Genomic DNA, 19,658 nt, shown 5'->3' with positions numbered 1-19,658 from the left:
AAACTGACTAAACAATGTTTTATACCTAAATTAATGTATAATTTTGTATATATTTGGTATTGAGGAGTGTAAGAGGATTTGAAAACCAAATAACTATTTAAACCAATGGCAATTCAAGAGAACGGTCCTAATGGACCTTTTAAAGGTAAAGTAGGTTCAGTATATGGCTATAAGCTCAATGGTCAAAATATTATAAGAGGTGCTCGAAATAAAAATAGAAAGCCTCCAACCGAAGCTATGTTAATGAATCAGCAGAAGATGAAGGTTGCGAATAATTTTATTGTATCTGTAAAAGCTTTAATGCAGTATGGCTATCGTCATCTAGCTCCAAAGGGAAGTATAGTCGGACCATTTCAGACAGCGCAACAACATATCTTAAAGGACACGATGGAGCTGGATGCTGATTGCCAATATTATGTTAATGTTGAAAAAGTTTTTGTATTTAGAGGTCCGCTTTCTCCTCCGACAGGTTGTTCTGTTGAAAGGCATGGCAAAATGTTGCATATGAAATGGATCGTTAATACCGATTATAAGGATAAAATGTACAAAATGAGCTTCGCATTATTTAACACAAAAGAATTTATGCAACTTGACATCGGTGTCGCTGAGGTTAATCAAGGCTCTTGTACAGTACCATTAATTGGATCTTTTGACGAGAAAACTCCCATTCACGTATATTTTGGAATATGGGATTCGTACCTTGATTTAAATTCCGATTCGGTGTATTGCGGTATAGTTGAGTAGGAATTGCTCTTTGGTTTGACTATTTTTAAAGCATGAAAGATTTAAAAGCCGTATTTTTTGATTTTGATGGGACATTGGTGGATTCTGAACGTTTTTATTTTGAAGCATGGAAGCCAATTCTTAAGTATCATTTTTCAATTGATTTAGATTTTGAGACTTGGATTCAACATTTTGCAGGACATACTTTAGCGCGTAATCTATTGACGATGAAAGAGCTCTGGGACGTAGAGGTAAAAGAAGAATTTATGTGGAGAACCACCAGGGAAAATTATGCACAACAAGATATGCTGAGTATACCCCTAATGCCCCATGCAAGAGAATTGATTCATTTTTTGGTTGAACAGGATATTCAGATCGGATTAGTGACTTCTAATTTTAGGCCAACTGTAGATCGCATGTTGACACATTATGATTTACATGAGCATTTTTCCTGGTTTGTAACACGTGAAGATGTTGTTAATCCAAAGCCTAATCCATCTTGTTATGAAAAAGCATTACAGTTATCGGGCTTTAATAGGGAAGAGGTCGTTGCTATAGAAGATACTGCAACAGGCGCGAGAGCGGCAATCGATGCCGGATTGAAGTGCATTGCTGTCACCAAACAAAAAGCTGAGCGTGATCGTCTGGATTTTGCAACCTATCTTTTTTCAGACTTAAAAGAGGTTAATGCTATCCTGAGGTAGTTTTTTGCATTTTTGTTACAAAAAATTAATCGTTTTAGCTTTGTTATTTTTAATATTATCTTTAATATTACAGCAGTAAGAACACCTTATTATGATGAATCGAAGAACCCTTGTTAAGCAATTGTTTATTATTGCGGGAGGAATTGCTCTATTGCCATCTTGCCTTCGTGAACAAGGAGGGGCATCTATTGTGCTCCAAAATATTAAGTTATCTCCAACAGATGAAGATTTCTTAGCAAAATTAGCTGAAATACTGATCCCTAAGACAGACTCTCCTGGTGGATTAGAGCTGAACTTACATCTGTTTGTAATGAAAATGGTTGATGATTGTGAAAGTCCAGAAAACCAACAGGTATTTGTAAAGGGCATGCAGGCATTAAAGGACAATTCCGAATCGCAGACTTCAGAGGATCTTTTAACCTCGATAACAACTTTGGAAGGTCAAAAGGAGGGAGATGAAGTTGCTTTTTTTAAGATATTCAAAAATCGGGCTATTCAAGGATATTTAAATTCTGAATACGTGATGAAAAACAAGTTGATATACAAATTGATTCCTGGGCCTTATCAAGCTGCGGTAAAATTGAAAGCGTAAATGGCAAATATTAATATAGACAGTCAAAAAGATAGAACCTACGATGCAATTGTGATTGGATCGGGGATTAGCGGTGGTTGGTCTGCGAAAGAATTGTGTGAAAAGGGATTAAAAACTTTGGTATTGGAGCGTGGCCGTGATGTCAAGCATATCAAAGATTATCCGACAACCAATATGAATCCCTGGGAATTTGAACATCGTAATGAGATGCCTTATGCGATCAAACAGGAGAATCCGATCGTTAGTAAATGTTATGCTTTTCATGAAGATGCTGCTTCATTTTTTGTAAAAGATAAAGAGCATCCTTATGTGCAAGACAAACCTTTTGATTGGATTCGTGGTTACCAGGTAGGTGGCAAATCGTTGTTATGGGCAAGACAGACACAGCGTTGGTCGGACTTGATTTGAAGGCCCAGCCCGCGATGGTTTTGCTGTTGATTGGCCGATTCGATATGCCGATTTAAAGCCATGGTACGATTACGTTGAAAAATTTGCTGGGATTGCAGGGGATAAGGATGGTTTGCCGGAATTGCCTGATGGCGAATTTTTACCGGGCTATCCACTTAATATGGTTGAAAAATATTTCAAACAATCTATTGCAGCCAAATATCCTGAACGGAAGGTAATTTCGGCACGTTGTGCACATCTTTCGAAGCCTAATCAGATTCATTTTGATCAGGGACGTGTGCAATGCCAAAACCGTACATTATGTCAGCGTGGCTGTCCTTTTGGAGGCTACTTCAGCTCCAATGCGGTGACATTGCCATGGGCAGCAAAAACGGGTAATATGACCTTGCGTCCTTTTTCAGTGGTACATTCGATTTTATATGATGAGCAAAAAGGGAAAGCTGTTGGCGTTCGTGTTATAGACACCAATACGAAGGAAGAAATCGATTTTTATGCGCGCGTTATTTTTGTTAATGCGGCGGCAATTAATACAAATTTGATTTTATTGAATTCTAAATCAAATCGTTTCCCGAATGGATTGGGTAATGACTCCGGTGTATTGGGCAAATATGTTGCTTTCCATAATTATAGTGCCCGGATTTATGCGGAGTATGAAGGATTGCAGGACTATACAACGGAAGGACGAAATCCTGCGGGCGGTGGTTATATTCCACGGTTTAGAAACTTGCATAAGCAGGAAACAGATTATCTCCGCGGATATGCCGCAGGTTTTGGGGCATATCGGGGTAAAGACAGTGACCGAAGCGGAGCAGGTGAATCGTTAAAAAATAACTTATTGAATCCAAAGCTTGGAAATTGGCAGGTTGGCTCTCACATGATGGGCGAAACTATACCAAAAGAGTCTGGACAGGTAACCTTGGATACAAAGAAAATGGATGATTGGGGAATTCCTCTACTCCATATTGCTGTCGATTACGATGATAATGATGCAAAGATGAAGAAGGATTATCTCGATACAATGGAGGATATGTTCCAGACTGCTGGGTTTACAAATATCCGACGTGATGACGGTAACCAGGCTCCAGGTCTTGATATTCATGAGATGGGTGGAGCACGAATGGGATTGGATCCTAAAACATCAATGCTGAATAAATGGAATCAAGTTCATTCGGTACCCAATGTATTTGTTACAGACGGTGCAGCGATGACTTCCACTTCTACACAAAATCCTTCTCTGACATATATGGCTTTTTCGGCCCGTGCAGTGGATTATGCTGTAAATGAGATGAAAAAAGGAAATATATAAAAAATTTTAAAGATTAAGTTTTTTGAAAAAAAACTTAATCTTTAAAATTAAAGCACTAATTTAAACCAATCTTAATTATCACAAATTAAGATAAACCAAACCAAATATCTTCACATCCGGTTTATGATACGGCTTAAGGAATGATATTTACAATTTATTTGCTAAAACGATTAAACAAATTATGATATGATGACCAATTTATGTTCGAAACTAAAATGAAAAACTGAATACCCTTTTATCCATTATAATTAACAAACTGAAGTAATAATTTTGTCTGAGTGTCTTTGAAAGGGAATTCTAGTACAATAATTTTTACTCTAAATAGCTAAAACGATTAAACTATTATCAAGCTAAGGATACCTATGCTTGAAATTTTAGATGTACTGGCTATATACGTTGTATAATTAAAAACCAATAAGCAAACATGTTTCTTCTTTTAAACGGTTGAAACAAATAAATAAATCTAAAATCACTTTAAAAATTATGAACAAATTTGACGCAAGAACATTTTTGCAGTTGAAGAAAAATTCTAAATTGTTTTTTTCTTTAGCTGTTATTGCTGGATCTATGCAACAGGTAAATGCCTCGTCCGCTACTTTGTCGGGGTATGCGCATGTATCAAAAGCAAAAGAACTTGTTGCTAAGCAAGGACAGGTTAGTGGTAAAATTGTGGACAGTAGCGGAAACCCAGTTTCGGGTGTAACGGTTTCTGTTAAAGGAACTTCTGTAGGTACCCAGACTTCTGAGACCGGTAGCTTTAGTATTAATGCGAAAGTAGGGGATATGCTGGTCATATCTTCAGTTGGATTTAAGACCGCGGAGACAAGAGTAAGTAGTACCTCAGGTTTAACCATTCGATTGGAATCTGCCGCAGATGTGCTGGATGAAGTCGTGGTAGTCGGTTATGGTACTATGCGTAAATCGGATGTGACAGGATCTATTGCAATGGTGAAAGGTGCTGATATGATTAAAGATCAGAACTTTAGTCCATTGGACAATTTAAGAGGGAAAGCATCGGGAGTAAATATTTTCTCCAATTCCAGTCAACCTGGTGCCTACGGTAATAAAGTGATCATACGTGGTATGGCTACGATTAATTCTTCATCAAATCCACTATACGTAGTAGATGGTGTGGTGATGGAAGATTTTCAATTATTGAATCCCAATGATATTGAAAGTATTGAAGTATTGAAGGATGCGTCTTCTGCCGCAATTTATGGTGCCCGTGGTGCCAATGGGGTAATCCTAGTAAGTACTAAGCGCGGTAATAAAGATGGCCGACGTACGATCAGTTACCAGGGATCGGTAGGAATAAGTACTCCACAGCGTTATATGGATCTTTTAAATGCGCAGGAATGGACAGATGCATTTATGATAGGTTTAGAAAATGAAAATAAATATCAAGGAAAAACCTGGGATTTGGATCGTTCAAAATGGTTTAATGATCCGGATTACTTTGACGCTACAGGTAAACCATTATATGATACCGATTGGCAAAAAGAAGCAACACGTACAGCTATATCGCAAAATCATCAGTTGAATTTGCAACAGGGGGATGATAAATCTTCAGTAGGAGCTTTTCTAAATTATACTGATCAACAAGGTATCGTCAATAGTACCTATAGTAAACGTTTGAACGGAAAGTTAGCGTATGATTCTAAACCGACTTCTTGGTTGTCCACTGCCGTTAATTTAAGTGTGAATCATACTTGGGGACAATATACGCCTGAAGATGGTGGTGGTCAAGATGCTCGCCGTACCATGATTGAAATGTTGCCATGGTATCCTGTACGAGATAAGCTTGGTGTATACACGAATTCTGCTTCTTCTAAAATTTCTGATGTTTTGGGTTTTGAAGGTATGGCTAATCCCGTTTCTATTTTAGAATTGCAAAAGCGGGAGCGCTATAATACACAGATTTTCGGTAATGCTGCTTTGACATTTCACCTAGCCGATGGACTAGATTTGAAAACACAATTTGGTATTGATAATCATCAAAAGAGATATAAAGGTTACTCATCTATAACATTAAATAATATTTCCAGACCAAATGGTTGGGCTGAGAGAGATCATACCAATACCTTATATTGGCAAGAGGAAACGTATTTGACTTATAATAAGCAGTTTGATAAGCATCGTATTAATGCGATGGCTGGATTGTCATGGCAAGAACGTACCTATGATTTTGATAACTCAAGAACGGAAGGTTTCTTTGATGATTTTTATGAGTCAAATAATATGGGGATCGGAATTTTACCGGCTCCTCCGGGATCAAATTCAAATAAATGGGCGATGAACTCTTATTTTTTAAGAGCCTCCTATTCTTACGATAATCGTTATTCTGCGACTATTACAAGCCGTTATGATGGATCATCTAAATTTGGAAAAAATAATAAATATGCTTTTTCCCATCAGCTGGTTTAGCCTGGAACGTATCCAATGAAGATTTCTTGAAAGGCAACGAGTCTATTAGTAACTTGAAATTTCATACAAGTTATGGTTTAACAGGTAATTCCGAGATAGATCCTTACGGATCTTTAGCTATTGTTGAGGCTGGAACAGTTTTATTGAACGGAAATAGAGCTCCTTCTTCTTATGTTAGGGCAATTGCCAATCCTGATTTAAAATGGGAAAGAACAGCGCAGTATGACGTTGGAGTAGAGTTGGGATTATTTCAAAATCGTTTAAATTTTGATGTATCCTTCTATCATAAGAAAACAACTGATTTATTATTGGCTGCTCCCGTGCCAACAGCTACAGGTTTTAGTACAGTGATGAAAAATATTGGATCTGTACAAAATCAAGGTTTAGATATGATGATCACCGGAACTCTAGTTGATAATGATAATTTTAGCTGGAAATCATCTGTAAATATGAATTATAATAAAAATAAGGTGTTAAAATTAGGTGAAAATAATGCCGATATTTTAATGAATAATTGGGTCGGTGGTGCTAATAGTGTAATTCGTGTTGGAGAAAATTTAAATAGTTTTTATGGTTACCGTAGATTGGGTGTTTATACACAAGAAGATGTGGATGCTGGTAATGCTACATTAAGCCAAGTTGGTAGAGCTAAACGTACAACTGAGAAAGAAATTATTGGAAAGGGAATACCAGATTGGACAGGTAGCTTTATCAATAATTTAAAGTATAAAAACTTTGATTTTACGTTAGATCTTCAGTTTGTGAAAGGTGTAGAAGTAATGCAACAATTTTACCACTCTACTTATGATCGTTTTGGAATCACGAATGGCTTAAAAGAAATTTTGACGGATGCTTACAATGGTACAAATCCTAATACCATGCAGCAAGCGATTTACTTAACCAATGGGGGACATGCTGGTCAGGATACGAATGTCGACGATTCGTGGGTAGCGGATGGATCGTATATCAGAGTTAATCTAATTCAACTGGGATATACCTTTAATCCGGATGTATTGAAACGTGTAGGGATGTCTAATTTAAGGATATATGCAAATGCTAATAATCCATTCTTATTCACATCCAGTGATTTCAAAGGATATGACCCAGAAAGTACTTCTCAAGGGACCGGGAATTTTGGTCAAAACATGACATTTTTTGCTTATCCAAGAGCGAAGACTTTCTCTTTAGGTGTGAATGTAACTTTTTAAATCGTAGAACTTATCAAAATGAAAAATAAATTAGTAATGTTGTTATTGGCCGGAGTGACACTGACAACTTCCTGTAATAAATTTGGAAGAAGATCCAAAATCAAATTTATCGTTAGAATATTATTATCAAAATGCTGGACAAGCTGAAGGTACAGTAAATTCTCTTTATCGTCGCGGCGCTCAACTGCGGACATCTTATGCAAGTAGTGCTTACATTGGTCCTACGGCCTCAGTGAGTACGATGCTAACTGGATATTTTACCAATAGCTATGAAGGACAAGAACGAATTTGTTTATTTTCGAGGGAATTGACGCGTCAAAATAATACAAACTTGATTTCAGGTACTATGAATACCATTTGGGATGAAAGTTATACAGCTATTAATATTGCTAATGCGGGTTTAAAATATATTCCTAATATCAATATGGCCGAAGCCGCTAAAAATCGTCTAATTGGAGAAACTAAGTTTTTTAGAGCTTATAATTATTTCTATTTAGTGAAAACATTTGGAGCAATACCTTTATCTACGACTCCTATTGAAACTTTGAATGATAATCTATATTTAGATCGAACACCTGCTGCAAAGGTATATGAACTAATTGAAGCTGATCTTAAAGAAGCAGTTGAGGCATTACCTGCAGCTAAATTTGCTCAAAATGGTCATAGAATCACTAAGTATGTTGCAGCAATGACTTTGGCGAATGTATATTTACAGCAAGGAAAATTTGCAGATGCTGCTACAGCAGCTAAAATTGTTGTTAATTCAGGCCATAGCATGACTGTAAATACTGATCTAGGCATGAGTAGTGCTTATAATCGCTTACGTACTACAGATGATTTGGATGAAGTGATTTACGCACAAGAATATGATGCTAATATCAGTAGTGGTAGCTGGTGGCCAACTTATGCTTTTAATTCTTCTGCTGTATCGGTATTTGATAAATATTCGATCTTTGAACGTGTTTTTGGACCAACAAAACAATTTTTGAATGTGTATGATACAAAAGATCTTCGTATTCAACCCAATCAATTTTTTCACTGGAAATATACAAATCCAATTAATGGTAAAGTTTGGGAATCTACTGATGCAGGTATTTGGTATTATTTTGATGAACAAGCGTTATTAACTACTGGTAAAGCAACAAAAGATTGGAACTTTTATCGCTACCCTGAAGCTTTGTTGATTGCCGCTGAAGCAATTGCTAAAAGTGGTAGTGTGACTGCTGAAGCAGCGGGCTACTTAGCGCAGGTTAAAGCTCGTGCAAATACAGAAGGTAAAACTGTTGCTCAATTTACTTCTGATTTACAAGGTTTATCTGTTGATCTTTTTGTGAAAGAATGTTGGATTGAACGCTTGAGAGAATTTCCATTAGAGTTCAAGATGTGGGATGATATTGTAAGGACGAAGATGTTTCCTGTTATCTCAACTACTGATGCTGGTAAAATAGATTTTGTACCCCTTATTGGTGCTAAAAATGCATCAGGTGCAGTATTTAAAGAGTCTGATCTTTTGTGGCCTATATCACCGGATGAAATTCAAAGAAATAATAAACTAACGCAAAACGAAGGTTATAAATAGCATAATGAGGCTGTCCAATCAAATTGGACAGCCTTTTTTAAGGATCTAATTATGAGAATATTTAGTTTTTACCTACTTTTTAGTATTACACTTTTGGCGAATGGTTTACAGGCACAGGAAAAAGTACACTTTGATGTTGCAGCCGCGCAGACTATGAAACAGATTTATCATTTATTTGGAAATGTTGAAAACCAGCTTCTATTGGAAAGGTTTCCTTTTGATGAGGGTTTTAAAGCCGATTATTTGAATAATACCGAACAAGCATCGCAGCAAAAGAAATATGCTTATCTATGGCCTTTTTCGGGTAGTTTTTCAGCTGTTAATGCTTTGATGGAGTTGCCGAAGAAAAAAAGGGAATATCAGAATATACTCGATCAAAAAGTATTGGTCGGCCTTGCGGGGTATCGTGATCAAAAACGTCTTCCTGTGGGATATGCATCATACTTAAATAACGCTCCTGTTTCCGATCGCTTTTATGATGATAATATCTGGCTAGGTATTGATTTTACGGATAGTTATTTGTTGACGAAAAAACAAGCGTATCTTACTAAAGCGAAGGAAGTGTGGGCGTTTGTGATGAGCGGTGAAGACGACCTACTTGGTGGTGGTATCTACTGGTGTGAACAAAAAAAAGAATCTAAAAATGCATGTTCTAATGCTCCTGCGAGTGTATTTGCGCTTAAGATGTATGAAGCAACGAACGATAACCATTATTTGGAAGAGGGCAGGAGACTTTACTATTGGACCAAAGAAAAATTAGAAGATCCTAATGATGGCCTTTTTTGGGATAATATGAGTTTAAATGGACATATAGATAAAGCAAAATACTCTTATAATTCGGGTCAGATGTTGCAAGCAGCGGCTTTATTGTACCGGTTGACTCAGGAGAAGCAATATTTGATGGATGCTCAAAAGCTCGGAGAAGCCTGTTATTCTTATTTTTTTCAAGATGTCACAGGACAAGAATTTAAATTGTTAAAAAACAGCAATCTATGGTTTCATGCTGTGATGATGCGGGGATTTATCAGTCTATTTGAACAAGATCATAATCCTAAGTATTTGGCAGTTTTTGCTAATAATCTGCAATATGCCTGGAACTATATGCGGGATGAAAAAGGTTTGTTCTATACGGACTGGACACTTAAAGATAGGAAGGAAACGAAAGGGTTGCTAGATCAGTGTGCATTTGTAGAGATGTATGCGCGACTGGCAAAACTTGGATACTAATAAAAAAATAGGCTGATTATATCAGCCTATTTTTATTAAATTATAATACATTGATTCTTTTTCCATCCCATCCCACAGCCTTGACCTGTGTTGTACCTTTTGGAGTATGAACGGTTGTGCTGGAGACGTCATTAGACCCAGCTCCTACAAATGCAATTTTTACAAGTTTATCACCTGCATAGGTTTCAAATGCTACAGCATTTTTCCAAGCGCTGTTTTGAACAATGATTTTATCTTCTCTTTTCTCGAAACCAGAACCTTCGATCCCGTTTAAGGCAGTCTATTTTTATAAATTGAAGTGCTGTTTGCAGTAATATAATGTAATACCGGTGTGTAAGGTTTCTTATACTTAGATGCATACTGTTTTACGGCTGCAATATCAGCTGCTGTGATGGTCATCTGTGCGCAGGTATAATCATCTACCCAAAGGTCAATAGGGATAAGCATTCCAGACTGTTCAAAGAAATCTGTGAGATCTAATTTTGATGCATCACATGCGTTTTTGATAAACTCGAGCTGGTAGTATGCGTCTTGTTTAGTTGCTGTTGCTGGAGCATTAATTGCTTTCGTGAAGATATCACCATAAAAGTTTTTGTTCTCCCATGAATTTCCTTTTCCTGCGACATTGAAGTACAGCTGTAATTGCCAAAGTGGAACTAGTTTTACGAAGTGATCTCCGCCCCAATCACGTGGACGTTGGCGATCCCACCTGTCTGGGCCTGCTTGTGTTAACCAGGGTTGACGGTGTACAAATGCAGATTCCATATAAGCAGTGATACGGCCTCCAATTTTAGGTTCATCATAGTCTTTTAAGCGTTCTCGTTCTAATTTGGGACTATGGCTGTTATACGTATATTGTGTCCATACGGAATAGATGTTATTGGTTACCTCTGTTGTACCTACCCATTTCATATTAGGCCTTACTTGGTTGACATGACCAAACTCATGCGCTACTCCCCAAGAATTTTTCCTAAGATTAGCCACATTTGCGACATCTTTCATGGTATTATCGTGAAATGCGGCGCCGATACCATCTGCATGCATAAATCCTTGCCAGATAACACGGCCAAACATTCTGTTCTTCGGAATTCTTTTTGTTTGTGTCAACCCCATGATTTGGTGCTGGATACCAATAATTGAATCATAAAGTTGGATCAGTTCTACGCCTTGATGGGGTGCATTTTCTTGTAATGATTTGACCGAATATGCAAGTTGTACTTGTTTTCCTACAATATCTAAGATGGGTCCAGAAGCATTTGCTAGCATACGATCCCAATCTTTATTGGTATGCTTACCTCGTTCAAATACATCATTCACTTTTCCACCTAGTATGTGAATGTTGATCTTTTTTGAAGATACTTTGTCTTCTGTGAAATATTGAATGTAAGCATTTCCTTTATTTTCAATTTTCAAAGCATTATAGCCTTCTTTTAGATTGTAGTCTTTTTGTTTGAAGTTTTTATCATCCCAGTTTGTTACGCGTAGCGCAATAGGGCTTCCATTGGTCTTTCCAACCCATACAATAGCTTCATCTCCTGCTGTGAAGAAATACCAGTAGGATTTTCATATTGGGAGTAAGGGCTTGTTTTAAGTCGCTTGCTTAGGCTATTGGGAGATTGATAATTTGTATAAGCGCGTAAACGTTTTTGAATGGGGTAAGATCCCTCTTTTAATTGTCTAGCAGTCTGCTTTAATATCAAATTATTGATATTTTCAATGTCCTGATCTCTGGCATTCTTTTTTAATTGACTGTAATCGTCTTTTGCAAATACTTGGCTATACTGTTGCTGAGCGTAAGACTGTACAGTTATTACAGTTATCAATAAAAAAGTAAATAGTTTATTCATCGTTATTGAATTGGTTTGAAGGTAATTTCAAATATAATCCAAAAGATAGCTTTATTTATAACCTTCATTTAAGACAAACGATTGTGTAATATAGGTTTTACTATTTATAATTTTTTCCATATTTCTTCGGTTACCCACACGGAGTTTGGAAGTTGATATTTCACTCTTATCTGGTGGTCTTCTTCTGTTTTGGAATAAAATAAGATATTGGTTATCCCTTGCAGTGATTTATCATATGAATAATCGATGTCTTCATATATCTGATTATTTAATGCTGTAAATCTACCTGATAATTGTTTGGATCCATTTGAACTGGTAATTATGAAGGATCGATCTGCGTTATATTCTTTTATATTGCCAAAAGAAGTTTTTCTCTTGGTACTGTGTTCTGTCCCATCGGATAGAATCCGAATGTTAGTGATTTCAAGAAGTTTCCATTTACCGACTAAAAGTTTATCAAATCCTGCTGAAACAATGACTTCTTCCAGTTGATTGGCGGGCCTTGGGATTAATTTTAAAGTTGTTATCTCGTGAGTAAGATCGCTGGTTTTTATAGTGAGCATGTTATAATTGAGATGCGATATTCGTATATTTTTACTTTGTGTATTTCCTAGACGTGCAATTCCATTTTCATCCGAAACGGTTCCATTATTTTCCTCTTCTAAAAATATACTTGCTTTGGGTATGGGGTTTGATGTTGTGGCATCAAGCAGAATAATTTTTTTTAATTGGGCTTGGCACAGATGGGTGCAACATAAGTATATAATTAAAAAGCTTAGAAATACAAGTGTGCCTGAAGGCTGTTTTTGCAATGTGGTCATAATCGTCAGGTTTAGGTTATCTACCTGTATGATTACTTTAGGTTATCTACCTGTATGACTACGACGGATTCAATTAGTTTAAAATAAAAATTCCCTTTACATAATCTGTAAAGGGAATCGCTATAATGGAATTTAGATAGTTATACGTTGACCGTAGCATCCATTTTAAAATCGTCATCTTTCAGGTGTACGATTTCCATTGATTTTTCGTAGTTTGTTGATTTCTTCGAGAAGAAGTCATGTTGCGTTGTTTCTGTATTTAGGCCATTTAAAACAATTGGGTTCACCTGCTTCACTTCAAAGATCGGATCAAATCCAAGATTCATTAATGCCTTATTACCGTTGTAACGAACATATTCTTTTACCTCTGCTGTTAAACCAACTTCGGTATAGATTTCTTCTGTATATTTCATCTCGTTATCGAACAATTCGTTCAATAAATTGATGAATTTTTGTTTCACTTCTTCTTGATTTTTTAGTTTTTTGAAGACTTCTTGTGCCATTAATCCAACGAAAACACCGTGGATAGACTCATCCGCAATAATTTTTTTGATGATATCTGCTGAAGCAACCATTTGTCCTTGACCACATAACCACAATGGTAAGAAGAAACCTGAATAAAATAGAAATGACTCAAGAAGCACTGAAGCTGCCAGTGTCATAAATAATTCTTCATTTGTTGGATTCTTTTTGTCTAATACATGGTAATAAGAGTCAATGGTGGATGCTTTGAATTGCAAAAATTTATTTTGTTCAACCCAACCAAAAATATCATTGATTTCGTTTGTAGTAGATACCGTTGTAAAAATAGTCGAATATGATTTTGCGTGGATCGCCTCCATCATACACATATACGATAATACAGCCTTATTTTGTAACGATTCTGTATGTTCGATGATTTTTGGCATTCCTGTATGGCTCTGTAAAGTATCTAACAAAGTCAATCCGCCCAATGCTTTTTTGTAGCATTCTTTCATTTCCCAGCTTAATCCTTTCCAACTATCAATATCTTTTGAAGGGATATATTCGGTATCAATCCAGAATTGTCTAATATTTTGCTCCCAAAACATCAAGGCATAATCATTATCTGGCGTATTCCAGTTTACAGCAGTATATTGTTTACTCATTATTTTACAGCGAGAATTATTGAATGTATATGTTAATAGCGCAATTCAAAAGTTTTAATAACTTTTGAATTGCTTATGGGTTTTATTTTAAATGAAGTTTATGCTGAACAAGAAACACAATCTTCAATAGATGACTTACGTGTACGCGTATAATACAATGATTTTAATCCTAATTTATGTGCATAAATGTAGTATCTAGATAGATCACGTGTATTATCCTTAGAATTTGTATGTAAAATAGTACTTACTCCTTGATCAATGTGACGTTGGATTACAGATACTAATTTAAGTACCTTGAATTGATCCATGTCATATGCCGATTTGAAGTAGAAGTAATTATCATTTGTCAAATAAGGCATTGGGTAATAGGTTGTACTGTCTCCATATTCGCGAACTTCGATGATATCCACAATCGGCATAACAGAAGCGGTTGCGTTCATGATATAAGATGTAGATTGGTTTGGTGCAATAGCCAAACGATAAGCGTGATAAATACCGTGCTCTTGAACTTCTGCTTTCAATTTTTCCCAATCTTCAATTGTTGGAATATGTACTCCTTCAAATAATTCTTTAACCTTATCTGTTTTTGGCAAATAATCACGTTCTGTATATGTGTTGAAATATGATCCATCTGCATAAGCTGACTTTTCAAATCCTACAAATGTTCTTTGACGGTCACGTGCGATTTCCATCGATGCTTCCAAAGAGTAGAAGTTCATCATCATAAAGAATGCATTGGCAAAGTCTAATGCTTCCTCCGATTCGTACATAATAAAGCTTTTCGCTAAATAACCATGTAGATTCATAGCTCCAAGTCCTACTGAATGTAATTCTTTATTTGCTTTGGCGATAGAAGGAACCATTTTGATATCTGTAACATCAGATACCATTGTTAAAGCACGCATTGCTAATTTAACAGATTCTTTAACACGCTTATTATCCATTACGGTAGCAATATTCAAGGAACCTAAGTTACATGAGATACCATATTTGATTTGATCTTCTTCTCCGTAGATATTTATTTCTGAAACTTCAGACACCTGCATGATCTCAGTACATAAGTTTGAGAATTTTACTTTACCAATGCCATTCAATGCATGAGCACGGTTGGTGTTTTCTTTGTAGAAGATATAAGGATAGCCGGACTCTTTTTGTGTCTGTGCAACCTTTACTAACATGTGACGGGCGTTGATTTTCTTCTTCTTGATATTCGGATTGGTAATCAACTCTTCGTACATTTTGTCCATATCCATTTCATCCAATGGAATGCCGTATTCCAGCATCACAGTATGTGGATATATTAAGTAACAGGCTTCATCTTTTTCAGCCAACTCCATGAATTTATCAGGAATAATGATACCTATAGAAAGGGATTTGATACGTACTTTCTCATCCACATTGATTTTTTACAGTCTAAGAACTCTTCAATGTCGGCATGAAAAATGTTTAAGTATACAGCTCCAGCACCAGGACGCTGACCCAGTTGGTTGGCATATGAGAAAGTATCTTCCATGATTTTCATGATTGGAAGAACACCTCCTGCGCGACCTTCAACTCCTTTGATGGCTTCGCCACGAGCACGAATTTTCGATATATTGAATGAAACTCCGCCTCCGATGGAAGATAATTTCATTGCTGAATCAACCGCATAGCCGATACCATTTAAATTGTCACCAATTTCATCTAAGAAACAAGAAACCAATTCTCCAGAACGTTTTTTACCTGCATTTAAGAATGTTGGTGTTGCTGGTTGATATTCTTGATTGATGAATAATTCGGCATAAGCAATTGCTTTTTCTACACCTTCGTGACGCGCTAAAAATAAAGCTACTGCTACGACACGGTCTTCATAACGTTCTAAGAACTTTTCTCCAGAATCGTCTCTTAACGCATAGCTCTGGAAAAATTTAAACGCAGCCATAAAAGAGGCAAAGCGGAATTTTTTTGCGAAAACAAAATTATAGACTGTTTCCATTTCTTCGTATGTAAACCATTCGTAGAAATTGATATAGTAATTTTGCTCAATTAAGTAATCGATTTTTTCTTTTAAAGTATAAAAGAACACCGTGTTCTTATTTACATACTCTAAAAATAGGCACGTACGGCCTCTTTATCTTTATGTAAGCTAAACTCGTCATCATGTTTAATCATGATTTCGTTGTTAAGCAATATCCAGTTTTTTGCTACCTCGTTTGCTACCATCGCAGTTGTTCTTTATGATGTCAATAAATTGGTTAATATCCTCCATTGTACCAGACAATTCAAATTTGAAAGCCAATGGGATGTCAAAGTCAGCTGAAATTTTATCAGCGGCAAGTCCAAAGTTCTGTCCCCAGTTGCGGTTCCCGCTCGAAGTGACCGAATATATTTTAGACGCGTTTGCTGTCATAAATATGCGGGTCGTTTCGGGCATTTGTCCGAAATTAGTTGTGAACGTTACGAGATGCCCCGATTCTTCAGCAATAAGATCTGTGGTTATTTTATGAGCATGCCAGCCTGTGATTTGGGTAAGCTTGTCCATAACGTTGCACATTTCCAGTTTTGCTATCGTAATAAATATGTATCATGGATTATAAAAATTTGATACCAGATTATTATTATAATGCGATCGCTCCTAATTCTTCAGGCTTAAATCCAATGATACGGTGTTGAATTTCGTCATTTTCCAAAACGATTACGGTCGGAACTGTGCGAACTTTAAATTTTGCAGCTAAATCTGGTTGGTCAAATGGGTTGATAGACTCATATTTGATACCTTTTTGATCTAGATATGCAGATACTTGCGCACAAGGTGCACAATCGTTTTTCTCGAATTTGATGATTCTTGCCATGATTATACTTAAATTTAAAAATCGCGCTTCCTAAAAGAAGGCGAGTTGAGTTGAATGATTTTAACAAGTTTGAGAAGCCTAATTTCCCAACTCTAACAAATATCATAAATTTAATTTGAAGCTGTAATTTGACTTTTCCACATTGGTGGAAAAATGATCGATATAGGGCTTTGCGCATGCGGAATATTTGTATTCGCTTGGTTATCAATATTAATTTAATGTTGATAACTTTAGAAGATAGAAAATATCTGTATTTTAAGAATCTTTTTTTAGTCTAATATTTATGTCATAAAGTGACTACACTTTCTTCGTTTAATCTAATTATTTACTATATTTTGACAGCTTATTATATTAAAATATATATATGAAAAAATTACTTTGCGGTTTACTATTTTTATTATCTCTGGAAGCCTCCGCTCAAGAGAATGTCACTTTCCAAAAACCTTCTTCTGAAATTTTAGCCTTAGCTGATTTTATACGCCCTCCACAGATACGAATGTCTAATGATCATAATTGGATCTTATTTTTATATCGACCTACTTATAAGTCTTTGGCAGAATTGGGGCAGGAAGAGATGAAGCTGGCCGGTCTTCGTATCAATCCGGCAACAAATGTTGAAAGTGCAGAAACCTTCTTTAGTAAATTTTCTTTAAAGAATTGCTGATGATAAGGAGATTACAGATTTTACAGGCATGCCTGCTAATCCTTCATTGGCAAATTTAACGTTTTCACCAGATAATACGAAATTAGCTTTTACCAATACAAATACTACCGGTACGGCTTTATTTATATTAGATTTAAAATCATTGCAGGTTAAACAATTGACATCATATGTGTTGAATACGTTATTAGATGTACCTTATAAATGGTTCCGTAATTCTGAACGTTTGTTGATTTCAACACTACCAGTAAATAGAATAAAATTAATTGACCAAACAAAAGATTTGCCGACCGGGCCAGTTGTTTCGACAAGTGATGGACAGGTGTCGCAATTGCGAACATATCAGGATTTGCTGAAAAATCCACAGGATGAGACTAATTTTGAAACGTTGGTTCAGTCTGAATTACAAATTGTAGATCTAGAAGGTGCAGTTCAAAAGTTTAGTGATAAAGCAATTTTTGCCGGGACCTCTTTTTCTCCAAATGGCGAATATATTTTAGTGAATACCATTAAAAAGCCTTATTCTTATATTGTACCTTATTCTAGATTTCCCCAGGAAACAGCTATTTACGATCTGACAGGCAAATTAATTACCAAGGTAAATGATGTTCCTTTGATAGAAGTTATGCCTAAGGGTTTTTCTGCTACACGTACAGGTCGTCGGAATTTGCATTGGAGAGATGATAAACCAGCAACTTTAGCCTATGTTGAGGCTTTGGACGGCGGTGATCCCGGGAAGAATGTTGAATTTCGTGATGCTTTATATACATTGGACTTTCCTTTTACCTCATCACCTAAATTGATCACCAAAACCAAAGATCGCTTTGCTGGTGTCATCTGGGGAAATGATCAATATGCAATGGTCAGTTCGCAATGGTATGATACCCGTAATGTGAAAACATTTTTGATTAACCCAAGTTCTGGAGCGTCAAAATTGATTAATGACCGCAATAGCCAAGATATCTACAATGATCCAGGAGATGTGTTTAGGGCGCGTAATAACTTTGGAACGTATCCGATGTCTATTCAAAATGATAAAGTGTTTTTAATAGGGAAGGGATTTACCAAGGAGGGAGAATTTCCTTTTATGGATGAACTGGATCTAAAGAGTTTAAAGAAAAAAAGACTTTACACAGCTAAAAAATCAGAACTTCAGGAACGTATTGTTCAACTTATTGATCCGAAAACGGGAGACATGATGGTTTCTCTGCAATCTGCTTCGGTATTTCCCAATTATTTTACAAAGAATATTAAAACAGGAAAACAAAAGGCATTGACACAGTTGAAAAATCCATTTACGAATTTAGAAAAAGTACACAAGGAGATCTTGAATTATAAACGTAAAGATGGTGTTGATCTTTCAGGTACTTTATACCTGCCTGCAGATTACGATTTTAAGAATAAAGAAAAACTTCCTTTGTTGATCTGGGCTTATCCAAGAGAATATAAAGATAAAAATACTGCTGGGCAAAGTACGGCAAACCCGAAAGAATTTACCTATCCGAGTTATGGATCATTTATTTATTGGGTGTCTAAGGGGTATGTCGTATTGGATAATGCCGCATTCCCAATTGTTGGCGAGGGTACTCAGGAACCAAATGATACTTTTATTGAACAGCTTGTTGCGAATGGTGCAGCGGCAATCGATGCGGTCGATAGTTTAGGCTATATTGATAGAAAGAAAGTGGCTGTTGGAGGACATTCTTACGGTGCTTTTATGACCGCACATCTTTTATCTAATTCAAATTTATTTGCTGCCGGAATAGCAAGATCTGGTGCTTATAATCGTACGTTAACTCCTTTTGGATTTCAAAGTGAACAACGTAACTTTTGGGATGACCCACAACTGTATATGACCATGTCTCCATTTGTAAGTGCTGATAAGATGAAAACTCCTTTATTACTTGTACATGGGGGGGCAGATAATAATCCGGGTACCTTTACATTACAGACGGAGCGTTATTTCCAAGCATTGAAAAATCTTGGAGCTCCTGTTCGTATGGTTATTTTACCGCGTGAGGCACATGGTTATGTTGCAAAGGAGAATATTTTCCACCTATTGTGGGAACAGGATAAGTTTTTAGAAAAATATTTAAAAAACAAATAACCCTTAGTAAAAAGCCAGATAAAAATTATCTGGCTTTTTTAATACTTATGCGTTTTTAACGCATGTCAAATGTTATTTTACAGTTTGACCTCT

At 36.2% G+C, this 19,658-nt stretch carries 15 protein-coding genes and 2 pseudogenes; 10 read left to right on the top strand and 7 right to left on the bottom strand.

Annotated elements, in window-relative coordinates:
- The first annotated feature begins 105 nt into the window (after window positions 1–105).
- The 8 genes and pseudogenes from L950_RS03940 to L950_RS03910 all read left to right on the top strand — a co-directional run bounded on the left by L950_RS03940 (window position 106) and on the right by L950_RS03910 (window position 10,171).
- Window positions 106–744, top strand: a complete 639-nt coding sequence (locus tag L950_RS03940; protein WP_021191855.1) for a DUF6266 family protein — start codon at window positions 106–108, stop codon at window positions 742–744.
- A 32-nt stretch (window positions 745–776) separates the two neighbouring features.
- Window positions 777–1,427, top strand: coding sequence for an HAD family hydrolase (locus L950_RS03935; protein ID WP_021191854.1), 651 nt, complete (start codon window positions 777–779; stop codon window positions 1,425–1,427).
- A gap of 91 nt (window positions 1,428–1,518) precedes the next feature.
- Window positions 1,519–2,019 (top strand): gluconate 2-dehydrogenase subunit 3 family protein, encoded by a 501-nt coding sequence (locus L950_RS03930; protein ID WP_021191853.1) that lies wholly within the window; start codon window positions 1,519–1,521, stop codon window positions 2,017–2,019.
- Window positions 2,020–3,733 (top strand): annotated as a pseudogene (locus L950_RS03925) (GMC oxidoreductase). It begins immediately after the preceding gene.
- A gap of 483 nt (window positions 3,734–4,216) precedes the next feature.
- The gene (locus tag L950_RS29400) at window positions 4,217–6,157 is read left to right on the top strand and encodes a SusC/RagA family TonB-linked outer membrane protein (protein ID WP_052764292.1); all 1,941 of its coding nucleotides are present in this window, start codon (window positions 4,217–4,219) and stop codon (window positions 6,155–6,157) included.
- A gap of 26 nt (window positions 6,158–6,183) precedes the next feature.
- Window positions 6,184–7,365: a TonB-dependent receptor domain-containing protein gene (locus tag L950_RS29395; RefSeq protein ID WP_231576844.1), complete on the top strand. Its 1,182-nt coding sequence runs from the start codon at window positions 6,184–6,186 to the stop codon at window positions 7,363–7,365.
- 82 nt (window positions 7,366–7,447) lie between these two features.
- Window positions 7,448–8,944: a RagB/SusD family nutrient uptake outer membrane protein gene (locus L950_RS03915; RefSeq protein WP_021191852.1), complete on the top strand. Its 1,497-nt coding sequence runs from the start codon at window positions 7,448–7,450 to the stop codon at window positions 8,942–8,944.
- A gap of 51 nt (window positions 8,945–8,995) precedes the next feature.
- Complete coding sequence (locus L950_RS03910; protein WP_031289344.1) at window positions 8,996–10,171, top strand: glycoside hydrolase family 76 protein; 1,176 nt, start codon at window positions 8,996–8,998, stop codon at window positions 10,169–10,171.
- Window positions 10,172–10,441: 270 nt separating this feature from the next.
- Here the strand turns inward: L950_RS03910 and L950_RS31855 are convergent, their stop codons facing one another.
- The 7 genes and pseudogenes from L950_RS31855 to L950_RS03880 form a co-directional block, all read right to left on the bottom strand.
- Window positions 10,442–11,584, bottom strand: coding sequence for a M60 family metallopeptidase (locus tag L950_RS31855; RefSeq protein ID WP_231576843.1), 1,143 nt, complete (start codon window positions 11,582–11,584; stop codon window positions 10,442–10,444).
- A gap of 62 nt (window positions 11,585–11,646) precedes the next feature.
- Entirely contained in the window at window positions 11,647–12,018 is a 372-nt protein-coding gene (locus L950_RS31850) for a hypothetical protein (protein WP_231576842.1), read from the bottom strand.
- 104 nt (window positions 12,019–12,122) lie between these two features.
- Complete coding sequence (locus tag L950_RS03900; RefSeq protein WP_021191850.1) at window positions 12,123–12,839, bottom strand: carboxypeptidase-like regulatory domain-containing protein; 717 nt, start codon at window positions 12,837–12,839, stop codon at window positions 12,123–12,125.
- Window positions 12,840–12,979: 140 nt separating this feature from the next.
- The gene (gene nrdF / locus L950_RS03895) at window positions 12,980–13,966 is read right to left on the bottom strand and encodes a class 1b ribonucleoside-diphosphate reductase subunit beta (protein WP_021191849.1); all 987 of its coding nucleotides are present in this window, start codon (window positions 13,964–13,966) and stop codon (window positions 12,980–12,982) included.
- 98 nt (window positions 13,967–14,064) lie between these two features.
- Window positions 14,065–16,031: pseudogene (nrdE, locus tag L950_RS03890) on the bottom strand (class 1b ribonucleoside-diphosphate reductase subunit alpha).
- A gap of 96 nt (window positions 16,032–16,127) precedes the next feature.
- Window positions 16,128–16,487 (bottom strand): class Ib ribonucleoside-diphosphate reductase assembly flavoprotein NrdI, encoded by a 360-nt coding sequence (gene nrdI / locus L950_RS03885; protein ID WP_021191848.1) that lies wholly within the window; start codon window positions 16,485–16,487, stop codon window positions 16,128–16,130.
- Between the two features lie 76 nt (window positions 16,488–16,563).
- Window positions 16,564–16,797: a thioredoxin family protein gene (locus L950_RS03880; RefSeq protein ID WP_021191847.1), complete on the bottom strand. Its 234-nt coding sequence runs from the start codon at window positions 16,795–16,797 to the stop codon at window positions 16,564–16,566.
- Between the two features lie 364 nt (window positions 16,798–17,161).
- Here L950_RS03880 and L950_RS31845 point away from each other — a divergent pair, with 364 nt between their 5' ends.
- Window positions 17,162–17,461, top strand: a complete 300-nt coding sequence (locus tag L950_RS31845) for a hypothetical protein (protein WP_231576841.1) — start codon at window positions 17,162–17,164, stop codon at window positions 17,459–17,461.
- Between the two features lie 28 nt (window positions 17,462–17,489).
- On the top strand, window positions 17,490–19,565 hold the full coding sequence (locus tag L950_RS03875; RefSeq protein ID WP_231576840.1) for an alpha/beta hydrolase family protein: 2,076 nt from the start codon (window positions 17,490–17,492) through the stop codon (window positions 19,563–19,565).
- The last annotated feature ends 93 nt before the right edge of the window (window positions 19,566–19,658 follow it).

The sequence above is a fragment of the Sphingobacterium sp. IITKGP-BTPF85 genome (assembly GCF_001006065.1).
GTDB classification, from domain to species: Bacteria; Bacteroidota; Bacteroidia; order Sphingobacteriales; family Sphingobacteriaceae; genus Sphingobacterium; species Sphingobacterium anhuiense.
Note: the sequence above shows the minus strand (reverse complement) of the source record. Positions and strands in the feature narration are given on the sequence as shown.

What these genes read in the sequence shown, in the direction of transcription:
- L950_RS03940 (WP_021191855.1), top strand. Translation starts at nt 106, where the DNA reads ATGGCAATTCAAGAGAACGGTCCTAATGGACCTTTTAAAGGTAAAGTA.
- L950_RS03935 (WP_021191854.1), top strand. Translation starts at nt 777, where the DNA reads ATGAAAGATTTAAAAGCCGTATTTTTTGATTTTGATGGGACATTGGTG.
- L950_RS03930 (WP_021191853.1), top strand. Translation starts at nt 1,519, where the DNA reads ATGATGAATCGAAGAACCCTTGTTAAGCAATTGTTTATTATTGCGGGA.
- L950_RS29400 (WP_052764292.1), top strand. Translation starts at nt 4,217, where the DNA reads ATGAACAAATTTGACGCAAGAACATTTTTGCAGTTGAAGAAAAATTCT.
- L950_RS03910 (WP_031289344.1), top strand. Translation starts at nt 8,996, where the DNA reads ATGAGAATATTTAGTTTTTACCTACTTTTTAGTATTACACTTTTGGCG.
- L950_RS31850 (WP_231576842.1), bottom strand. Translation starts at nt 12,018, where the DNA reads ATGAATAAACTATTTACTTTTTTATTGATAACTGTAATAACTGTACAG.
- L950_RS03900 (WP_021191850.1), bottom strand. Translation starts at nt 12,839, where the DNA reads ATGACCACATTGCAAAAACAGCCTTCAGGCACACTTGTATTTCTAAGC.
- nrdF (WP_021191849.1), bottom strand. Translation starts at nt 13,966, where the DNA reads ATGAGTAAACAATATACTGCTGTAAACTGGAATACGCCAGATAATGAT.
- nrdI (WP_021191848.1), bottom strand. Translation starts at nt 16,487, where the DNA reads ATGGACAAGCTTACCCAAATCACAGGCTGGCATGCTCATAAAATAACC.
- L950_RS03880 (WP_021191847.1), bottom strand. Translation starts at nt 16,797, where the DNA reads ATGGCAAGAATCATCAAATTCGAGAAAAACGATTGTGCACCTTGTGCG.
- L950_RS31845 (WP_231576841.1), top strand. Translation starts at nt 17,162, where the DNA reads ATGAAAAAATTACTTTGCGGTTTACTATTTTTATTATCTCTGGAAGCC.
- L950_RS03875 (WP_231576840.1), top strand. Translation starts at nt 17,490, where the DNA reads ATGCCTGCTAATCCTTCATTGGCAAATTTAACGTTTTCACCAGATAAT.